Below are 18430 nucleotides of genomic sequence, written 5' to 3'. Positions count from 1 at the left end.
CATGACCCGGACAGATATCCCGAAAAAGCTCGGCTTCTTCAGCCGAGTGCTTGATCAGGCGGACCCTGCCACCCGTTACCGGCTTGTGGCCGAGCAGATTATTCACGCCGAGGCATTCGGTTTCGACACTGCCTGGGTAGCGCAACATCATTTCAATGGGGATGAAGGCGGTTTGCCAGCCCCCCTGGTGTTTCTGGCCGATGTTGCCGCAAGGACCTCGCGCATCCGCTTGGGCACAGGTGTCATAACCCTACCTATGGAAGACCCGGTTCGTGTTGCAGAAGACACGGCCGTTCTCGACCTGCTTTCCAACGGTCGCCTCGAGGTCGGCTTCGGCACTGGCGGGACGCCTCAATCCTTCCTGCCGTTCGGACTGGAAAGCAGTGATCGCGGATCCGTCTACGCCGGGCATCTGGCAACGGTTCGTGACGCTTGGGCGGGCAGGGCGCTTGCCGGCGATAATTATCTCTATCCCGCCGGCGGGGACCTCGGCGATCGTGTCTGGCAGGCAACATTTTCTGTGGGCGGCGGTGAGCGAGCAGGGCGAGATGGCGATGGTCTGATGTTGTCACGCACCCAACCCCGGCCGGCCGAGACGCCGAAAGCGGAACTTTGGGAGTTGCAGAACCCGATCATCGACACCTATCTGGCTGCCCTCCCAGAGGGGCGTGCCCCGCGCATCCTGGGCTCTCGAAGCCTGTTCGTCGCAGACGACCGCAAAGAGGCACTTCATTTCGCCGAGATTGGTCTCAACCGCAGCGTCGAGCGCTTCATCGCCAACGGACACAAGGTCAACGCATCGACGACCGCAGAGCTCATCAAGGCCTTCGACGTCCATGTCGGGACGCCCGATGACGTTATTGCCTCTTTAAAGGCCGATCAGTCGCTCGCACGGGTCACCGATCTCGTTTTCCAGGTCCATTCGGTCGATCCGCCTCATTCCTGTATCCTGCGCTCACTGGAATTGATCGCAACTGAGGTCGCACCGGCGCTCGGATGGCTGGGCGCCACGCGCAATTCTCAACCGCAGCGTCACGCTGCTACAGCCTGAATTCGTTGGAGGGAAATTCCATGTCGTCATCAAAGTCATCGTCAAAGGATGTGATCGATCTTCTGGCCGGGATAGAACCTGGCTCATTCGTGGATCGAATTCGTGCCGAGCGGCCGGAAACAAGGCTCAATGCGCAGAAGAGCTATCTGGCGCTGTTCGAGCCCCGCGAAGAAGGCGATGTCACGCGTGGAGAGCGACTGGCACTCGCCACTTTCGTCGCCGGGCTCCACCAGGCCGACGAAGCGAGCGGGTTTTACGATGCTGGTCTTAGCGAATTGGCCGGAGGATCTTCCCTCTCCGGCGCAGTGAGAGCCGAAGTGGATCATGGCGTGACCAACGGTCCCTATGGTTCCTATCCCGAGGGTCCTTTATCCGCCGAAAACAAGGAAGGGCTTGTCTTTGCCGTGTCCGATATTGGCCGCGCGGTATTTGGACAGAAACTGAGCGCAGGATTGGAGCACACCCATCTCTTGGTGTTTCGTCCACGCGACGCCAGTCCGAATGCACTTCAGACGCTGTTGGATGCAGGCTGGTCGACGACCGGGATCGTCACGCTCTCGCAGATCGTCGCGTTTCTCTCGTTCCAGATCAGGGTGATCAAGGGGCTCAAGGCGCTTGGCGCCGCCGGCGCCGGACAGGCGGCCTCCTCGGCAGCTGCAGAATAGGAAGCTTGATATGACTGAATCAGTTATTCGTCCGAACGTCGACAATTCTCCGAACGTCTTCGCGCAAGACGAAATCGGCTGGACGCCTTGGCTCGAACCTCTCTTCGAGGCCGATCTTACGGACCGGCATTGGGCAGGTCTTGTGGATGCTGCGCGGTCCAAGTCTCCATACTTCATGCTGCTCGTGCGAGATCCTGACACGCTCGAGGCGCGCACGAAGACGGACAAGGACATATTTTATAATACGACGTCCGGCCTGCCTCGTGCGGAAAGGGAACTTGCCGCAACGGCCGCCTCGCGTACGAATGGCTGCATCTTCTGTGCATCCGTTCACTCGCGGTTTGCCTCCCATCACTCCAAGCGGACCGAAGACGTGGAACGGCTTCTGAAGGAAGGCACAGAAGTGGATCTCGGCAGCCGTCGCTGGAACGCGGTGGTCGCGGCATCGGTCGCGATCACTGCAACGCCGACGAAGTTCGACGTCGAGGATATTGTGGGTCTTCGGGAGGAGGGGCTGTCGGACCTGGAGATTGCCGACGTTATTCACGGGGCAGCCTTCTTCAATTGGGCGAACCGACTGATGCTCTCGCTCGGTGAGCCGACGCCCGCGGGCCGCTAACGTCCATCTCGTAGGTTGAGGCGGGACCCGAAAAGTCCCGCCCGCTTCGCACCTGTCTGATCTGACAGGTTCGGCTGGGCGTAAGCAGCGCCAGTGACGGTTAGCGATGGCTTCCCGACGATAAGCGCCCGCCGGCGATCGCCAACAAAAGAATTTTATTCCGGCATTGCCTTGAAAACGCAACGGTCGCCTTTTGTCTATTAAGCCGACAATTTTTTACCGCCTCGACCGCTGCAAGCCGGACCTATTTTTGCGTCGGCCAGGCCTTCACCTTGCGGCTGAAGGCATCCGATAGCCTACCCCAACTGCACAAAACTCTGAAACCGGAATACCCCCGTTTGGCGGCATCTCCTTGCGCTTGTGCTCAGGTCCGCTTGCCGTCCCGGCCCCTCACGTCATATAGACGCCACCGGTAACGTTGATGCCCTGGCCGGTCATGAAGCGGGCGCTGTCAGAGCATAGGAAGACGACGACGTCCGCGACGTCCTCAGGTGTTTCGATGCGACCGAGCGGTGTTTGCCCGACATATTCGTTGAAAACCTGCTCCGGCGTGATGCTTCGCAAGGTGGCCTCCCACTCGATCTCGCGGCTCTGCATGCCGGTCTTGACGAAGCCAGGGCAAACGGCATTCACCCTGATCCCCTGGGGAGCAAGCTCGCGCGCCAACGCCTGCGTCCAGCCGAGCACCGCAAACTTGCTCGCAGAGTAGTGCGCCAGAAGCGGAGCGCCAACCTTGGCGGCCAGCGATGCGGTGTTGACGATGCAGCCGCGGCCCTGTTCCGAGAAATGACGCCCGGCGATCTGGTTGGTCAGGAATATGCCGCGAGTGTTCACATCGAAGTTGAAATCCCATTCCTCGTCGGTCAGTTCCAGCGCCTTCTGCATGGTCGAAACCCCGGCATTGGCGATCAGGATATCAATGCTGCCCAGTTTCTCCAGCGCGGTCGAAAAAGCCGCCTGCACCGACGCGCGCTTGCGCACATCGACCTCGAGGGCAATCGCGCCGTTTCCGATTTCCTGCGCCGCCTTTTCGGCAGATCGCACATCGATATCCGCAATGGCGATCGTTACGCCCTGCCGGGCGAGCGCCTTTGCGATGGCAAGACCGATGCCGGTACCGCCTCCGGTAAGGAAGGCACGGCGCTCGCGTAGTTCTGGGAAACTCGGATGAGTCATCACTGCTCCTTATTATGCTGCACCACGATAAGAAACAAAATCGAACTTATCAAATGTTTTTTTTGTTTGCTTACGTTCGTTTCTCTGTCTATGCTTTCGACATCTCACACCGGACGGGTCGTTTCGCCCGGAAAAGTCTGACGCCGCTAAAGGATCTGGAAATGGTTTTTGACTGCTTTGGAGCCCGCAAGAAAGTCGTGATCTCCATGGCCCATATAGGGGCGCTGCCGGGTTCTCCGCTCTATGATGCCGATGGCGGCGTCCAGAAACTGGTCGATGGCGTAATGTCGGATGTGGAGAAGCTCCAGGCCGGCGGCGTGGACGCCATCATGTTCGGCAATGAAAACGACCGCCCGTATGTGTTCAAGGGCTCGCCGGAAGGCATCGCGGCCATGACGGCTATCGTGCAGGCGATCAAGCCGTCGCTGAAAGTACCGTTCGGCGTCAACTACCTGTGGGATCCCCTGGCCAGCGTCGCCATCGGGGCCGTCACCGGCGCAAGCTTCGTACGCGAGATCTTCACGGGCCTGTTCGCCTCAGACATGGGACTGTGGCAGCCGGATTGCGCCGGCGCCGCACGCCTGCGCGCCACTCTCGGCCGCAAGGACATGAAGATGCTGTTCAACATCAACGCGGAATTTGCCCATTCTCTCGACCAGCGCCCGATCGCTCTTCGCGCCCGGAGCGCGGTATTCTCCTCGCTTGCCGATGCGATCCTCGTTTCGGGCCCGATTACCGGCCAGCCGGCCAATCAGTCGGACTTGCGCGATGTCTGCGACGTCATAAAGGACGTCCCGGTCTTCGCCAATACCGGCGTCAACATCGACAACGTCCGGGATATTCTCGGCATGGCGCAGGGTGTCGTCATAGGCACCCATTTCAAGGTCGACGGCAACACCTGGAATGCGGTTGACGCAAGTCGCGTCAAACGCTTCATGGACGTAGTCGAAACATTGCGCTGAGACGGAACCGCTTTATGACCGTTGTTCTTGGCCTGGATATCGGGACGACCTCGACCATCGGCATCCTGGTCGGGCTACCCGACCGCATATTGGCGACCGCTACCCGACCGGTCACGCTTTCCTCCCCCCACGCCGGATGGGCCGAGGAGGACCCGGCCGAATGGTGGGCCAATGTGCGCGCCATCGTGACCGAACTCCTGAACGCGAGCGGCATCGAAGCGTCCGAGGTCAAGGCCGTCGGCGTCACCGGCATGTTGCCGGCTGTGGTGCTGCTTGACGGCGAGGGTAACGTGCTGCGTCCGAGCATCCAGCAGAGCGATGGCCGTTGCGGGGCGGAGGTTGCCGAACTTCGGCAGGAATGGAACGAGCCCGATTTTCTGAAGCGAGCCGGCAATGGCATCAACCAACAACTCGTCACGGCCAAGCTGCGCTGGATCGAGCGGCATGAGCCGGACGTCTTCTCCTGCATTGCCACTGTGTTTGGCTCCTACGACTACATCAACTATCGCCTGACAGGCAGCCGGGCCATGGAGCAGAACTGGGCGCTCGAAGCAGGTTTCGTGGATATTTCGACGGGCCTTGTCGACGAGGACCTGATCCGCCTTGCCCATGTCAGGCCAAACGTCCTTCCGCCCAAGCGGGCTTCGCACGAGATCATGGGCTTGATCGATGCCCGCGGCGCGAGCGAGACTGGCCTGGCGGCCGGCACGCCAGTCGTCGGCGGCGCGGCGGACATGATCGCCTCGGCGCTCGGGGCAGGTGTCATTGATGCGGGCGACGTGCTCCTGAAATTCGGCGGAGCGGTCGACATTCTCACAGCAACCGATCTCGTCAAGCCCGATCCGCGCCTGTTTCTGGACTACCATCTCGTGCCGGGCCTGTTCATGCCGAATGGCTGCATGTCGACTGGCGGTTCGGCCCTCAACTGGTTCGTCGAGACATTTGCCGGAGGCGAGCGGGAAGCGGCGCGGGCCGCGGGGCGAAGCCTTCATCAGCATCTTGATGTCCTGGCTTCTGCCAAACCTGCAGGCGCGGACGGGCTGACCATTCTGCCATATCTGCTCGGGGAGAAGACCCCAATACATGATCCCGCAGCGCGCGGCGTCATTGAGGGGCTCACGCTTTCGCACGATATCGGCCATCTCTGGCGAGCCCTCCTGGAGGCCTATGCCTATGCGATTCGCCACCATATCGAGGTTCTGGTCGATATGGGCCACCATCTCAGGCGCTTCCTCGTGTCGGATGGCGGATCGCAGAGTACCGTCTGGATGCAGATCGTTGCGGATGTGCTGAATGCGCCGGTACAGCGCCTGTCCGGTCATCCTGGCTCCTGCATCGGGGCGGCATGGACGGCAGCGATCGGCGTCGGCCTTGAAAACGACTGGCGGGGCGTGACCCGCTTCGTCACCTTCTCCGAAGTCCTGCAGCCGCAGGCCGAGAACGTTGCTTCATACCGGGAGGGTTACCTCCGCTACCGTGACCTCTACGAACGGCTCGCGCCGCGCTGGAGAGCCGGCTCGTGAGTGATGCTGGCTTTCTGGCCGTTGCGTGGGATATCGACGGAACGCTGGTCGACAGCGAGCCGTTGCACCATCGCGCACTTGTGGCGGCATCGCGGGGTTTCGGCGTCGACCTGTCCGATCTTCCGGATATGGCGTTTCGCGGCGTCCACATGGGCGACGTCTGGAAGCTGTTGCGCTCCCGCCTGCCGCAAGGGCTCGCAGAACAGGAATGGCTGGACGCGATCAATTGGTACTATATTGAAAACCGGCACAGCCTGCAGGCCGTGCCAGGAGCGGTCGAAACCATCCGGATGCTCGCCGATATCGGCATTCCGCAAGTATGCGTTTCCAATTCCTGCAGGCCCGTCGTCGACGCCAATCTCGATGCCATGGGCATTTCCTCCTGCATCCGTTTTTCGATCAGCCTCGATGATGTAGCGGAAGGCAAACCCTCGCCCATGCCGTATCGCAACGCGGCAGAACGCCTGAGGGTTTCGCCTGCATCGATCGTGGCTGTCGAAGACAGTCTCACCGGTCTCGTCTCCGCCAGGGCCGCAGGTCTCTATTCTGTGCTTTTCACTATGCAGGACGGCGGTCTCGAGGAAGAGGACACGGACCGACGACCGGATCTGACGATCGACGCGCTGGCCGGCGTCGCAGCGCTCTTTTCGACAGGCAATGCAACCAGTCATACGCGTTAGGCAAAATGTGCAGCCTGTACTTCCGCACAGAGGTGATCATAATCGCCTGTGCATGGCGTGTTTGATTCGAACAAGCTTTGTTTGAAACGCTTTCCCTTTCGGCTAAGCTAGCTTTTATCTTCGTCGCAACGGACATTGGCGACAAACGAAAGACAAGAGGCAGATGGCGAGGGAACAGTCGGCGTTGAAAACGAATGAACGGCCCAAATTCCTGGCGCAGGTCAGGCAGGCCGCAATTGTCGAAGCGATCGGCCGCTTCGGCTCAGTGACCGTAAGCGACCTGGCCCAGCAGCTCTCGGTGTCGGAAATGACCGTCCGCCGCGATCTCGTAGAACTCGAAAAGGACGGCAAGCTTATTCGCACCCATGGCGGCGCGGTGAAGCCAGATCGTGCGCCGGCGATGCCGGTCAGCGAAAGTGCCGACAGCGAAGAGCCAGCCTTCGAAACTCGCCTTGTTCGAAACGAGAACCTGAAGAAGCGGATTGCTTCTGCCGCCGTCGATCTTGCCGCGGGAGCTCGCAGCATCGCGCTCGACGTTGGAACGACCACCTATTTCGTATCGGAAACCCTGACGGTACGTCCGCATACTAAGATCTTCACCAATAGCATTCGCAGCGCCGCACATCTGGCCGGAAGGGGAGCGGAGATCTATCTCGCCGGCGGTCGAATCCGCGGCGAGGAAATGTCCACGAGCGGTTCTTCCGCCGTCAGTCAGTTCGAATCCCTGTGGTTCGACGTGGCCTTCGTCGGTGTTTCCGGCCTGACGCCAGAAGGGATCTTCGACTATTCGTTCGAAGAAACGGACATGAAGCGTATCTATCTTTCACGAGCGTCTCGGCGTGTGGTGTTGTGCGATTCAACCAAATTCAACAACATGTCTCTGGTGTATGTGGCCGCGTTGACGGAGTTCAATACGCTTATCTGTGACGAAATGCCGACGGGCGATCTCTACAAGGCGCTGACCAACGCAAACGTGGAAATTATCGTCGCCAATTGACCGGGCCAGTTCCGGATGTCCGCGATGCAGCGTCCCTAAATTCGGATCACGATTGCTTGCTGAGAACGTGCTTGTCCTTTGAAGAGGTAAATGCGCATTGCATGCATTGATCGTGCGAAGGATAATCCGCTGGAAATTCCCTCGGAGTGAGGGGAGGGAAGGTTGCTATTTGTTGTTTTTTGTTAGAGATTGTTCTTTATTCGTGAATTGAGCCCTTGTGGCTCATTTCCGATGGGCAAAAGTCTCCGGACAGAAGAAACGGTGCGCGCGATCATGTTCACTTCCTTGAAAGCCATTTATCCCGATCCGTCGGCCGGGGCGCGGCTGCCCTCGTTGATCGCCGATATCGGCCGTCACAGCGGCGAGTTTCCGGTCCTGCTTGCCAACCATCTTCCCATGGTGCTCGAAGCTATGGGACGGCTCGGCGCTTCACCCGCGCGGCTGGAGGAATATGCTGAGCATTACACGCGCATTCATGCCGTTCCCTTGCCGGCGGCGCCGGTCAGGCAGCTCGATGCCTCGAACTGGGACACGGTGCTGGGGCAGCGCGAACATGAGGGCGACCTGCGGCGCTTCTTCCAGGGGGTCGTTGCCGAGATAGGCGGGCACGCAGCCATCCGGCGCTACCTGCCACGCCTCTTTCCCGGCGTTGCCGCTTCCGCCACCCATGGATTGATGAGGCTCGCCTATGCGGTGCTTCGCAGCGACGATACCGAAATTGCCGTCGCGCTCGGTTACTGGGCGGCCACCTACCTGTCTTACGACGCCATTCCGGCCGATCGCCGGCGCGACGTCATCGATCCGGTCGCTCTTTTGCTCGACATGCATGCCGATCCGCGGCTTCGCAATATCGACGCGCCGACCTATCTGCTCTGGAAATGGATCGAGGCCATGGACAAGGTTCCGGCGTTTCGGGAGCGGCTCGGGCGTTTGGCGCCGTCGCCGGATCTGCTGGGCCGGATGCGTCCCGCATCCCTTGCGCTCTTTGCGGCGACAATGAGTTTCGAGGCCCTGCATGCCGTCACCGGCTGCCATTGGCTGCGGCTCGTCAGTCCCCATCTGGATGAGCCGCAACGCCTCGCCATGCATTTCTGGGAAGTCGTCATGGCGCTCTATACCAAGATTAACATGCCGGCGTTGCCCTCGCCGGAGGTTCTCGACCAATGGCGGACTGTGCCGGTGCCGCCGGATGAGATCATTACCGCCGCTGCCGTCGCCTCAAATGACGAACACGACCATTCGCTGGTGTTTTCGGCATTCGAGGAGTTTCGCGATACCGGCGATCCGCTCTACAAGGTCGTCGCCGCGCGCCGCATGGGGCTGATCGATTTCGACGCGAATGCCCTTCAGGGACAAGTCACGGGCTGAACGTCGGGCGCATTCTTCGCGCGCCCTGAGGACAGATGACGGGCCGGCGCCTCAGGCAGCGCCGCCATCGAAGCAATATTCCGGCTGGAAATGGATCTTGTCGTAGCCGTCGAGCGATTGATAGAAATGCTCGATATCGGCCTTGAAGAGGCCGCGGCAAATGCCGGCAACGAGTTTCGGCACGCCAGATTTCAGTCCGGTGATGCCGTTGCATACAGGCCCGAGGCTCGGGACCGCCGCATTATTGAAGACATGGATGTTGGCGAGCATCGGCAAAGAGCCCGGCGTCTTCTCCAGGAATTCGAAAGCCGGGCCCAGATAGGGGTAGGCCAGGAGATCGCGGTCATCCTCCCCCTCGTTCGGGATGAAGCGGTCCTCCCATGTCGCAACCGAACCGATCAGGTTGGAAAGCTCCGGCCGGCATGAAAGATCGACGCGATAGCCCGTGCCGAGCAGGAGGTGATCGAACCGAAAATCGCCGGCGGCTGTTCCTATGCAAATCTTCTCGCCCTCCATGGCGACCGACCGCACATGGGCGCCCGTCACCAGCCGGCACGCCTCATGTGCCATGGCGCGGTTGAACATCTCGTTGGTCGGCGGTGTCTTGAAGGCAAACATCCGCCGGGTAAATCTGTAGCGGCTGTGATCATCGAGATCGGCGAAATGGTTGAGAAAGCCGGGGAAATTCGACCAATCAAGCAGTTCCGTGCGAGGCAGGACAGTCGAGCGCGCCAGAACCGTCACGGATTCAGCGCCAGCCTCGAGAGCCGCGACCGCCCAGTCGAAGCTGGATGCGGCCGCACCGAGCACGCCGATCCGTTTGCCGACAAAGAAGCCGGCATCGATCTCATCACCGCTATGGGTCCAGTGCTGACGTGGAAGGTTTTCGCGGATTGCGCCCGGCACGTTCAGGCTGCCGGCCCCTTCGAGGCCGGTGGCCAGCACGACCTTGCGGCAGGAAAGCTCTCCTAGCGCCCCTTCTCGTTCCACAAGGAGGCGCAGATGCCCTTCATCGGGCTCGATCCGGATCAGTTTTGTATCGTTGTAAACATTCAGTGCGAGGACCGATCTGAACCAGCCGAGATATGCCATCCAGTCGATCCGATCGATCTTGTCCAGCGTCTCCCAATGTTGCGGCCCATATGTGGCCTCGTGCCAGGCCCGATAGGTCAATGACGGAATTCCGAGATCCGGCCCGGTGAGGGTCTTGGGTGAACGCAATGTGCGCATGCGCGCCGTGGTGATCCAGGGTCCTTCGCGGCCCTCCGGTGCAGCATCAATGAGGAGTATGCGCTGGACGCCCTGCCGCTTCAGCCCAAAGGCAACCGACAGGCCAGAGAGACCTGCTCCCACGATGACGACATCTGATATCGCCTCGCCGGATGTGCGGCGTCGTTCCGGCACCCACTCGCGCAGGCCTACTTCTATCGTTGTGAGGTCGCGCGCAACCTGCGCTTCAAGTGCGGCAACGGCCGCGGCACCAAATGCGGGGCGGTGTGGGGCTGAAACATCCATTGGCGATGGCTGCATGGCGACATTTCTCCGGGAAACGACACCAAGGTATCGAGAGGGGGAAAGTTGTAAAGTGTTTGATTGTGTTGTTTTCATTTTTTTCGCACACGCACTCTTCTTCGCAACACAAACGGCGGCTCCCTTCTGAGAACGAAACGGGGAAATATAGAGTGGAAAAATACCTTAGCAAAAACAATAAGATGAAAAATTAGATGCTACTGCCTTAAAATAAATCAGATCGCGGCTACGCATTGGTCATCCTGCAAAAGGATTAATCAGAGAGATAGACTTCGGTATGTTTTTTGTGATGGATGTGAATTTTTGTTTGACTTGAGTGCGGTCATAGCTAACCTGCCTTCATCCGGTTCAAAAACAGAAGGGGTTGGCGATCCATGATGAAACTATCCTCACCATGCATGACCATTAAAGCAGGCAGGCTGGCGGTATCGGTGCTCGCGCTCATGGCTTCTACTGCCTATGCCGAGGCGAAGTCGCTCGATGGCGTAACGCTGACGATTGCCTCCATGAACGACGGCTTCGCGAACGTCCTTCAGGCACTCGCCCCCGCCTTCAAGGAGGAGACGGGCGCGGACGTCAAGGTCGAGATCATGGACTATGGCACGTTGCTGACCAAGACGACCGCCGACTTCATTGGCGACACCAAGGGCTACGACCTCGTCACCATGGACATCGTTTGGGCCGGCGCCTATGCGGAGAACAAGTATACAGTTGACCTGACCGACAGGGTAAAGCGCGACGCGGCGGAACTCGATCTCGACGATATCTATCCGGTGATCCTTGAATCCCTCGGGCAATATGACGGCAAATATGTTGCCTATCCGCTTGCGGCCTATGCCAACGTTCTGGCCTATCGCAAGGACTTGTTGGAAGCGGCCGGTCTGAAGCCGCCGGCAAACATGGAAGAACTTGTTCAGGACGCCCTGAAACTCAACGACCCGTCCAAGAAGCAGTATGGCTTTGTCGCCAATGGCCAGAAGGGGCCTGCGGTCGCGCAGGACTGGATGCAGTATAACAATCAGCTTGGCGGCTCCATTCTCAACAAGGATGGCCAACCGGCGCTGAACTCCGAAGCCAATATCAAGAGCCTCGAGGTTTACAAGCAGCTCTTCACGGAGGCCGCACCTCCCGGCGCAATCGAATATGACTGGGGCGGCCGCGAAGAAAGTTTCCGTCAGGGGCTCGCAGCCTTCATGCAGACATGGTCCGTCGGTGCGACGTCCTATTCCGATCCGAAGGTCTCCAACGTGGTCGGCAAGGTTGGTATTTCGGTCGCTCCGGTCGCAACGGGCATGACGCCGCAATACGGCGTCGGCGGCTGGGGCCTGTCGATCAATGCCGACATCGACGCCTCCAAGCAGGACGCTGCCTGGACTTTTATCAAGTGGATCAGCAGCAAGAAGGTCCACAAGGAATTCAATATGCTCGGGGCAGGTGGCTTCATCCGCAAGAGCGAACTCGATGACCCTGATCTCAACGCGAAATTCGACTTCCTGCCGGTTCTCAAGGAAACTTATGAGCACGGCAATGGCGAATTCCGCCCGCGCATTCCCCAGTATCCGGAAATCCAGGATCTGCTTGGCACTGCCGTGAACTCGGCGCTCTCTGGCTCGGTTACGCCGAAGGATGCGCTGGACAAAGCCCAGGCGGCAGCCGAAAAACTGTTCTGACAGACTTTGACGCCCGCCAGCCGAGGAAAGGGTGGCGGGCCGACCTTCAATGCAACCTGAGTAAAGTTGCGAGCCATATGACAGGCGCTGGCTGTTCCCCGGACCTGCCGAATTTAGAGTGGAGCGTTGACCTGTGCGTTACAGCTTCTCAGACCGCCGCAGGTTTTTCCTATCTCTCATGGCAGCGCCGGCCGTCATATATGTCGCAGCTGTAGGGTTGTGGCCCCTTGGACAGGGCATCTGGTACAGCTTCTATAAATACCATCTTCTGCGCCCGGCCCGCACCCAGTTCGTTGGCCTCCAGAACTACTTCGACATCTTCTCGGATCCGTCGGCCCGCAAGGCCATTCTCAATACCTTTCAGTTCACGATCTTCAGCGTCGGGTTGCAGCTGGTTTTCGGCTTCTGCCTTGCGCTGCTGCTGTGGCGCGACAGTCGCTTCAATCGCATCGTCCTTGCCTTCCTGCTCATTCCCGCCACGATCACCCCGCTGGTGGTCGGCCTGATCTTCAAGGCGCTGCTCGGTGCGGACTACGGCATGATCGGCTACTTCCTGTCAGAGGCCGGGATCGGGCCGCGTAGCGGCCTTCTGACGGACGGCAGCACGGCGCTCTGGGTGCTGATCCTCATCGATTGCTGGGAATGGACGCCCCTGATGGCGCTGATCCTGCTCGCAGGATTGAAAGCGCTGCCGGCAGACGTGCTGGAGGCGGGCCTGGTCGATGGCGCAACGGCCTGGCAGCGCTTTCGGATGCTTATCCTGCCGTTGATGCTGCCATCGGTCTTCCTGGCGCTCACGCTGAGAAGCATGGACGCCTTCCGTGTGTTCGATTCCGTCTTCGTCACGACCGGGGGCGGACCCGACGACGCCACGAACACGTTGATGATGCTTGGCGTCAAGGAAGGGCTGCAATTCTTCAATGTCGGCTATGCGTCGGCGGTCGGCAACGTCACACTGCTGTTTATAGCGCTGATGGCGACCGCGCTGATGCTGGTGGTGCGCCGCGCCGATGTACGGATCAATGGGAAGTAATGCGATGGCCATGGTTTCCAAACGACGCGTCTTTCTCGAGCGGACCACCATTCTCACCATTACCGTGCTCTTCCTGCTGCCGGTATGCTGGCTGATTTCCACGGCTTATAAGCCCTCGAACCAGATCTTCTCCGTGCCGCCGCGGTTGTTCTTCGAGCCAACGCTCGACCAGTTCCGCAAGGCCTTTGCGGCTTTCGACGTGTTCTCGCTGGTGCGCTCGTCGCTTGTCATCAGCATCGGTACGACGCTTCTGTCGCTGCTGCTCGGCACTCCCGCGGGCTATGCCCTGGCAAGGTCGAAGTCCAGGTATGCCGCGGGCTTTGCCTATTTCTTTCTGGCGATCCGCATGATCCCGGCAATCGCCGCCCTGATCCCCTTCTATCTGCTCATGCGGGACATCGGCCTGCTCGGAAGCTGGTGGGCGGTCATCGTTTTCAACACCATGCTCAACTGTGCCTTCGTGACCTGGATGATGTTCTCCTACTTCAAGTCGCTGCCTCCCGATATGGAAGAGGCGGCACTGACCGATGGCTGCACGCAGATGGGTGCCTTCCTCAAGGTCGCTGTGCCGACCACCCGTTCAGGCATGATCGCCTGCGCCCTGTTCTGCATGATGTTTTCCTGGAACGACTTCCTTCATCCGATGTTCCTCACGACACTCGATTCCAAGCCGATATCGGTCGCGTTGCTGACCGCCTACGGTACCAAGGACATCACCTGGGGCACGCTCGGCGCGCTCGCCCATTTCTCAACAATTCCGATTGTCCTGATGGCGCTGTTCATGAATCGCTACTTCGTTCAGGGCGCAACGAACGGCGTACAGTAGGACCCAGATCCATGGCCCAGATTTCGTTTCAGAACGTGTCCAAGACCTATGCGGGCGGCAAATCTGCCGCGCTGACGGACTTTAACCTCTCGATCAACGACGGTGAGTTCATGGTGCTTGTCGGTCCGTCGGGCTGTGGCAAGACCACGGCGCTGCGCATGATCGCGGGCCTTGAGGAGATCACCGGCGGCACGCTCCGGATCAACGATACCGTCGCCAACGATCTTGCCCCGCGCGAGCGCAATATCGCCATGGTGTTCCAGTCCTACGCGCTCTATCCGCATCTGACCGTAGGCGAAAATATCGCATTCGGACTGAAGGTTCGCGGCGCCAAGCCCGAGGAGGTGGCGGAGAAGGTTCGCGAAACGGCTGCGCTGCTCGAACTGACGGAATTCCTCGACCGGAAGCCGGCGCGCCTTTCTGGTGGCCAGCGCCAGCGCGTCGCCATGGGGCGGGCGCTGGTTCGCTCGCCCAACGCCTTTCTCATGGACGAACCGCTTTCGAACCTCGATGCTCGTCTGCGTGGCCAGATGCGGACAGAGATCTCGAGGCTGCAGCGTATGCGGGCGGTCACCACGGTCTACGTGACGCACGACCAGGTGGAGGCGATGACGATGGGTCATCGCGTCGCCGTGATGAACAAGGGAACACTGCAGCAGCTCGATGCCCCTCGCAAGCTCTACGACAATCCGGTGAATATGTTCGTCGCGAGCTTCATAGGCTCGCCGCCGATCAATTTCATGGAGGCGACCCTCGTCGGTCGCGATGGCGCACCGGCCTTGCAGATCGGCCCCTTCCTGCTCCCGCTTCCGGCCTCGGCGGACCGGCTGGCCCGACGCATTGGCGGCAAGGTCGTCGCCGGCATCCGCCCGGAAGCCTTCAAAGTGACCACGGGCTCGACGGGACCGGGAACCCTCTCCGCCAGGGTCCTGTTCGTCGAGGATCTGGGAGCCGACCTGCTGTTGCATCTGGATTCTGGCGAGATCGCCATGGGCCATGCCGACATGATCGAGGACGAACGCGATGTGATGAAGTCGTCGCCGAAGCTGAAGGCCATGATCGACGGCAGCCATCGCATCAGCCGCGACGAGAGCGTGTCCTTCACCATCGATCCGGCGTCCATCCTCGTTTTTGATGCGCAAACGGGAGTAACCTTGTGACGAGTCCGGCAACCGGCGGCTTCTGGCCGCTCGGCGGTCCCGTCTCAAGGGCGGAGATCGCGCTCATCATCATCGACATGCAGGTGGATTTCTGCGCCCCCGGCGGCTGGGTCGACCAACTCGGCGAGGATGTCTCCAACACCCGCTCCGTCATCGCGCCGATCCGCGATGTCCTCGAGGCTGCCCGGGCGGCGGAGATCACCGTTATTCACACCCGAGAGGGACACCGACCCGATCTTTTGGACCTGCATGCCAACAAGCAATGGCGCACCCGCGTCCATGGGCTCGGTATCGGCGATCAGGGCAAGACTGGCCGTATCCTGGTGCATGGCGAGCCGGGCTGGCAGATCATTCCCGAACTAAGTCCCGTCGAGGGAGAACTGGTGATCGACAAGCCGGGCAAGTCGTCATTCCACCGCACGGAACTGGCGGACGACCTGAAAAAGCGCGGCATCTCTCGCCTTGTCGTTACCGGTGTCACCTCGGATTGTTGCGTGCAATCCACCCTGCGAGACGGTTTCGAATACGGCATCGAGTGCGTGCTTCTCGAAGACTGCACGGCGGCGGTCGAAACACCCAATCACGAGGCGACCATCGAAATCCTTGGGGCATTCGGCGGGCGCTGGGGCGGCGTCTCCGACCGGGCTGCGTTCAAGGCCATGCTGGAGATGCTCGATGGCTGAGCGCGACATGAAAAACTTCGGCGCCATCGCCGCCAATCCCTATTCCTGGCCCTTTGACGGGGTCTGGTCGGCGACAGACACCGCGCTTCTGCTCCTCGGCTTCCAGAACGGCAACATCGCCGCGCTGTCGGCCGGGCCGGAGCTCGAAGCCGCCAAGGAACTGCTCGAAGGGGCCAAGAAAGCCGGCCTTGCCGTCGTTGCCGCCCGCCGTGGTGCAGATCCGTCCGAAAGCGCGATGGCGGCTCGCCGTCGTCTCCTCGGCGATCATGTTCCCGCTAGACATTCTGCCGAATGGGCGCTGAGCGAAATGCTGGAGCTGCCCGATAACGCAATCCTCGTCGATCATGGTGGTGACAACGCATTTTTCCGCACGGGGCTCGAGGATGAGCTGCGCCAGCGCGGCGTGCGCAACCTGCTCGTGACCGGCCTTCCGACCGAAGGCATCGTTCACGCCACACAGCGGGCGGCCAACGACATGGGTTTCGAGTGCCTGACGGTAGCGGATGCCTGCAAGGGCACCTCACCCCTGCGCCACAGCACGCAATTGCGCATCACAACGTTCGGCAACGGCCTTTTCGGCACGGTTGCCGCCACCGCCGACGTCCTGGCGGCACTAACGACAATTCAGGAGTAGCATCATGTCAGAAATCACCTGGTCCGACGCCACAGGCAGCCTCGATCTCACCACGCTCGGCAAGGCTTATGCTACCGGTGAACTGACGCCGACCCGCGTCGTCAACGCCATCTACGACCGCATAGAAGCACGCGGCGACGACCACGTCTGGACCTATCTCGTGCCGCGCACAACCGCGCTCAAGGCCGCAGCCGAGCTGGAAGCGGCCGGCCATGATGGACGACCGCTCTGGGGAATCCCCTTCTCGGTGAAGGACTGCAACGATATCGTCGGCCTGCCGACGACGAACGCGCTCAAGGAAGCCGCCTATGTTGCCCACTCCTCCGGCCAGGCGCTCGACCGGCTTTTCGAGGCTGGCGCGCTTCTCATCGGCAAGACCAATATGGACCAGTTCGGCATCGGTCTGGTGGGCATGCGCACACCCTATGGCGCCTGTTCCTCAGTCTTCGACGAGCGTTATATTTCCGGGGGGTCGAGCTCGGGCTCGGGCGTTTCCGTGGCCGCCGGGCTTTCGAGCTTTTCCATCGCCAACGATGCCGCCGGCTCGGGGCGCGTACCCGCAGGCTTCAACAACATCGTGGGCATCAAGCCGACGCCCGGTCTGGTCAGCAATGCCTGTGTTTCCGGCGGCGGCTGCGTAAAGACCATCGAAACGCTCTCCGTATTCTCGCTGACGGTCGAGGACGGCATGAGCGTGCTGAAGCTGATGGCGGGCTATGACCCGTCCTATCCCTTCTCGAAGCCGGAAGCCGACGAGGTGCAGCTCACTCCCGTCGCGCCGCCGCCGCACTTCCGTTTCGGCGTGCCGGCCGGCGATGCGCTTCGTTTTTTCGGTGACGCCGAAGCCGAGCGCCTGTTCGGCAAAGCTGTCGAACGGCTGATCGCCATGGGCGGCGAGAAGGTCGAGGTGGATTTCACGCCCTTCGAGGAAACGCAACGCATTCTCTATGACGGCCCCTGGATTTCCGAACGCGCGCTCAGCCTCGACAGCGTGCTGGAGAAGTATCGGGATGCAATCCATCCGGTAACGCGGCAGATCCTCTCGAAATCCGGCAACTTCAGCGCCATCGACACCTTCGCGGCAATCCATCGCATCGCCGAACTCAAGCGCGACACGCGCGCCGTATGGAAGGACATCGCCGTTCTGCTGGTGCCCACGACACCGACGATCTACACAAAGGAGGAGATCGCCGCGAACCCGATCGAGCTGAACAGCAAGCTCGGCATCTATACGAACTTCGTCAATCTCATGGGGCTTTGCGGTATTGCCGTTCCCAACGGCTTCCGCAAGGACGGCCTGCCGCTCGGCGTCACGTTCCTGGCCCCGGGTTTCGAGGAGGCGCGCGCAGCCGGCATAGCCGCCGCCTTCCACAAGGCAACGGGCCTCAAGCTGGCCAAGTTCGACAACCCGTATCCGGAAGTCGTCGAACAGCCGCTGCCGGAAGGCTATCGGGAGATCGCCGTGGTCGGTGCCCATCTTTCCGGCATGCCGCTCAACCACGAACTTGTCGAACGCGGCGGCTTTTTCTGCCGGTCCACCGCCACCAGCAGCGACTACAGGCTCTACGCGCTGACCGCAGCTGTTCCGGCCAAACCGGGCCTGATCCGCGCCGAAGGCGGTGCGCCGATCGCCATCGAGATTTGGGCCCTGCCGGTTGCCGGTTTCGGCGATTTCATCGGTCGCATTCCCGCGCCGCTCGGCGTCGGCAAGCTGACGCTCGACGACGGTTCGCAGGTGACCGGCTTTCTCTGTGAAAGTGCGGCCGTCGCCGGCCAGCCGGATATCACTGGTTATGGCGGCTGGCGTGCCTATTGCGCGCAAAGCGCCTGAAAACGATCCAGTGGCCTGTTCG

The 18430-nt window shown here is 60.5% G+C and carries 17 protein-coding genes; 15 read left to right on the top strand and 2 right to left on the bottom strand.

The window, feature by feature from the left end; translation table 11 throughout:
- Nucleotide 1: 1 nt before the first annotated feature.
- Genes AB8B33_RS31265 through AB8B33_RS31255 form a run of 3 tightly spaced genes read left to right on the top strand, consistent with a single transcriptional unit; the run spans nucleotide 2 to nucleotide 2335 of the window.
- Complete coding sequence (locus tag AB8B33_RS31265; protein ID WP_439018899.1) at nucleotides 2-1051, top strand: putative FMN-dependent luciferase-like monooxygenase; 1050 nt, start codon at nucleotides 2-4, stop codon at nucleotides 1049-1051.
- A 20-nt stretch (nucleotides 1052-1071) separates the two neighbouring features.
- A complete protein-coding gene (locus tag AB8B33_RS31260; RefSeq protein WP_439018339.1) occupies nucleotides 1072-1716 on the top strand; it encodes a CMD domain protein in 645 nt (214 codons plus the stop codon).
- 10 nt (nucleotides 1717-1726) lie between these two features.
- Nucleotides 1727-2335, top strand: a complete 609-nt coding sequence (locus AB8B33_RS31255; protein WP_439018338.1) for an alkylhydroperoxidase domain protein — start codon at nucleotides 1727-1729, stop codon at nucleotides 2333-2335.
- A gap of 390 nt (nucleotides 2336-2725) precedes the next feature.
- On the opposite strand, the gene AB8B33_RS31250 is transcribed toward AB8B33_RS31255, so the two are convergent.
- On the bottom strand, nucleotides 2726-3511 hold the full coding sequence (locus AB8B33_RS31250; protein WP_025669357.1) for an SDR family oxidoreductase: 786 nt from the start codon (nucleotides 3509-3511) through the stop codon (nucleotides 2726-2728).
- Between the two features lie 161 nt (nucleotides 3512-3672).
- On the opposite strand from AB8B33_RS31250, the gene AB8B33_RS31245 reads away from it, so the two are divergent.
- From AB8B33_RS31245 to AB8B33_RS31225, 5 genes are all read left to right on the top strand, one after another.
- Complete coding sequence (locus tag AB8B33_RS31245) at nucleotides 3673-4473, top strand: BtpA/SgcQ family protein (protein ID WP_113320781.1); 801 nt, start codon at nucleotides 3673-3675, stop codon at nucleotides 4471-4473.
- A gap of 14 nt (nucleotides 4474-4487) precedes the next feature.
- Nucleotides 4488-5996, top strand: coding sequence for an FGGY-family carbohydrate kinase (locus AB8B33_RS31240; RefSeq protein ID WP_113320782.1), 1509 nt, complete (start codon nucleotides 4488-4490; stop codon nucleotides 5994-5996).
- A complete protein-coding gene (locus tag AB8B33_RS31235) occupies nucleotides 5993-6676 on the top strand; it encodes an HAD family hydrolase (protein ID WP_439018337.1) in 684 nt (227 codons plus the stop codon). Before AB8B33_RS31240 ends, AB8B33_RS31235 begins: the two co-directional genes overlap by 4 nt.
- A 163-nt stretch (nucleotides 6677-6839) precedes the next feature.
- Nucleotides 6840-7673, top strand: coding sequence for a DeoR/GlpR family DNA-binding transcription regulator (locus tag AB8B33_RS31230; protein WP_113320784.1), 834 nt, complete (start codon nucleotides 6840-6842; stop codon nucleotides 7671-7673).
- Nucleotides 7674-7946: 273 nt separating this feature from the next.
- The gene (locus AB8B33_RS31225; protein ID WP_439018336.1) at nucleotides 7947-9041 is read left to right on the top strand and encodes a questin oxidase family protein; all 1095 of its coding nucleotides are present in this window, start codon (nucleotides 7947-7949) and stop codon (nucleotides 9039-9041) included.
- A 51-nt stretch (nucleotides 9042-9092) separates the two neighbouring features.
- On the opposite strand, the gene AB8B33_RS31220 is transcribed toward AB8B33_RS31225, so the two are convergent.
- Entirely contained in the window at nucleotides 9093-10571 is a 1479-nt protein-coding gene (locus AB8B33_RS31220) for an FAD-dependent oxidoreductase (RefSeq protein ID WP_439018335.1), read from the bottom strand.
- 443 nt (nucleotides 10572-11014) lie between these two features.
- Here AB8B33_RS31220 and AB8B33_RS31215 point away from each other — a divergent pair, with 443 nt between their 5' ends.
- The 7 genes from AB8B33_RS31215 to atzF all read left to right on the top strand — a co-directional run bounded on the left by AB8B33_RS31215 (nucleotide 11015) and on the right by atzF (nucleotide 18408).
- Nucleotides 11015-12241: an ABC transporter substrate-binding protein gene (locus tag AB8B33_RS31215; protein ID WP_439018898.1), complete on the top strand. Its 1227-nt coding sequence runs from the start codon at nucleotides 11015-11017 to the stop codon at nucleotides 12239-12241.
- A gap of 133 nt (nucleotides 12242-12374) precedes the next feature.
- On the top strand, nucleotides 12375-13274 hold the full coding sequence (locus tag AB8B33_RS31210) for a carbohydrate ABC transporter permease (RefSeq protein WP_439018334.1): 900 nt from the start codon (nucleotides 12375-12377) through the stop codon (nucleotides 13272-13274).
- A 4-nt stretch (nucleotides 13275-13278) separates the two neighbouring features.
- On the top strand, nucleotides 13279-14100 hold the full coding sequence (locus tag AB8B33_RS31205) for a carbohydrate ABC transporter permease (protein ID WP_310381536.1): 822 nt from the start codon (nucleotides 13279-13281) through the stop codon (nucleotides 14098-14100).
- Nucleotides 14101-14111: 11 nt separating this feature from the next.
- The gene (locus tag AB8B33_RS31200) at nucleotides 14112-15260 is read left to right on the top strand and encodes an ABC transporter ATP-binding protein (RefSeq protein WP_439018333.1); all 1149 of its coding nucleotides are present in this window, start codon (nucleotides 14112-14114) and stop codon (nucleotides 15258-15260) included.
- Nucleotides 15257-15943 (top strand): cysteine hydrolase family protein, encoded by a 687-nt coding sequence (locus tag AB8B33_RS31195; RefSeq protein WP_439018332.1) that lies wholly within the window; start codon nucleotides 15257-15259, stop codon nucleotides 15941-15943. Before AB8B33_RS31200 ends, AB8B33_RS31195 begins: the two co-directional genes overlap by 4 nt.
- Entirely contained in the window at nucleotides 15936-16577 is a 642-nt protein-coding gene (locus AB8B33_RS31190; RefSeq protein WP_439018331.1) for a cysteine hydrolase, read from the top strand. Before AB8B33_RS31195 ends, AB8B33_RS31190 begins: the two co-directional genes overlap by 8 nt.
- A 4-nt stretch (nucleotides 16578-16581) precedes the next feature.
- Nucleotides 16582-18408, top strand: a complete 1827-nt coding sequence (gene atzF, locus AB8B33_RS31185) for an allophanate hydrolase (RefSeq protein WP_439018330.1) — start codon at nucleotides 16582-16584, stop codon at nucleotides 18406-18408.
- Nucleotides 18409-18430 lie beyond the last annotated feature (22 nt).

It is taken from the genome of Rhizobium sp. 768_B6_N1_8 (assembly GCF_051811225.1).
In the GTDB taxonomy this organism is placed as follows: Bacteria; Pseudomonadota; Alphaproteobacteria; order Rhizobiales; family Rhizobiaceae; genus Rhizobium.
The sequence above is the reverse complement of the archived record's forward strand: the minus strand, read 5'-3'. Positions and strand labels throughout refer to the sequence as shown.

What these genes read in the sequence shown, in the direction of transcription:
- AB8B33_RS31265 (WP_439018899.1), top strand. Translation starts at nt 2, where the DNA reads ATGACCCGGACAGATATCCCGAAAAAGCTCGGCTTCTTCAGCCGAGTG.
- AB8B33_RS31260 (WP_439018339.1), top strand. Translation starts at nt 1,072, where the DNA reads ATGTCGTCATCAAAGTCATCGTCAAAGGATGTGATCGATCTTCTGGCC.
- AB8B33_RS31255 (WP_439018338.1), top strand. Translation starts at nt 1,727, where the DNA reads ATGACTGAATCAGTTATTCGTCCGAACGTCGACAATTCTCCGAACGTC.
- AB8B33_RS31250 (WP_025669357.1), bottom strand. Translation starts at nt 3,511, where the DNA reads ATGACTCATCCGAGTTTCCCAGAACTACGCGAGCGCCGTGCCTTCCTT.
- AB8B33_RS31245 (WP_113320781.1), top strand. Translation starts at nt 3,673, where the DNA reads ATGGTTTTTGACTGCTTTGGAGCCCGCAAGAAAGTCGTGATCTCCATG.
- AB8B33_RS31240 (WP_113320782.1), top strand. Translation starts at nt 4,488, where the DNA reads ATGACCGTTGTTCTTGGCCTGGATATCGGGACGACCTCGACCATCGGC.
- AB8B33_RS31230 (WP_113320784.1), top strand. Translation starts at nt 6,840, where the DNA reads ATGGCGAGGGAACAGTCGGCGTTGAAAACGAATGAACGGCCCAAATTC.
- AB8B33_RS31225 (WP_439018336.1), top strand. Translation starts at nt 7,947, where the DNA reads ATGTTCACTTCCTTGAAAGCCATTTATCCCGATCCGTCGGCCGGGGCG.
- AB8B33_RS31220 (WP_439018335.1), bottom strand. Translation starts at nt 10,571, where the DNA reads ATGCAGCCATCGCCAATGGATGTTTCAGCCCCACACCGCCCCGCATTT.
- AB8B33_RS31215 (WP_439018898.1), top strand. Translation starts at nt 11,015, where the DNA reads ATGGCTTCTACTGCCTATGCCGAGGCGAAGTCGCTCGATGGCGTAACG.
- AB8B33_RS31205 (WP_310381536.1), top strand. Translation starts at nt 13,279, where the DNA reads ATGGCCATGGTTTCCAAACGACGCGTCTTTCTCGAGCGGACCACCATT.
- AB8B33_RS31200 (WP_439018333.1), top strand. Translation starts at nt 14,112, where the DNA reads ATGGCCCAGATTTCGTTTCAGAACGTGTCCAAGACCTATGCGGGCGGC.
- AB8B33_RS31190 (WP_439018331.1), top strand. Translation starts at nt 15,936, where the DNA reads ATGGCTGAGCGCGACATGAAAAACTTCGGCGCCATCGCCGCCAATCCC.
- atzF (WP_439018330.1), top strand. Translation starts at nt 16,582, where the DNA reads ATGTCAGAAATCACCTGGTCCGACGCCACAGGCAGCCTCGATCTCACC.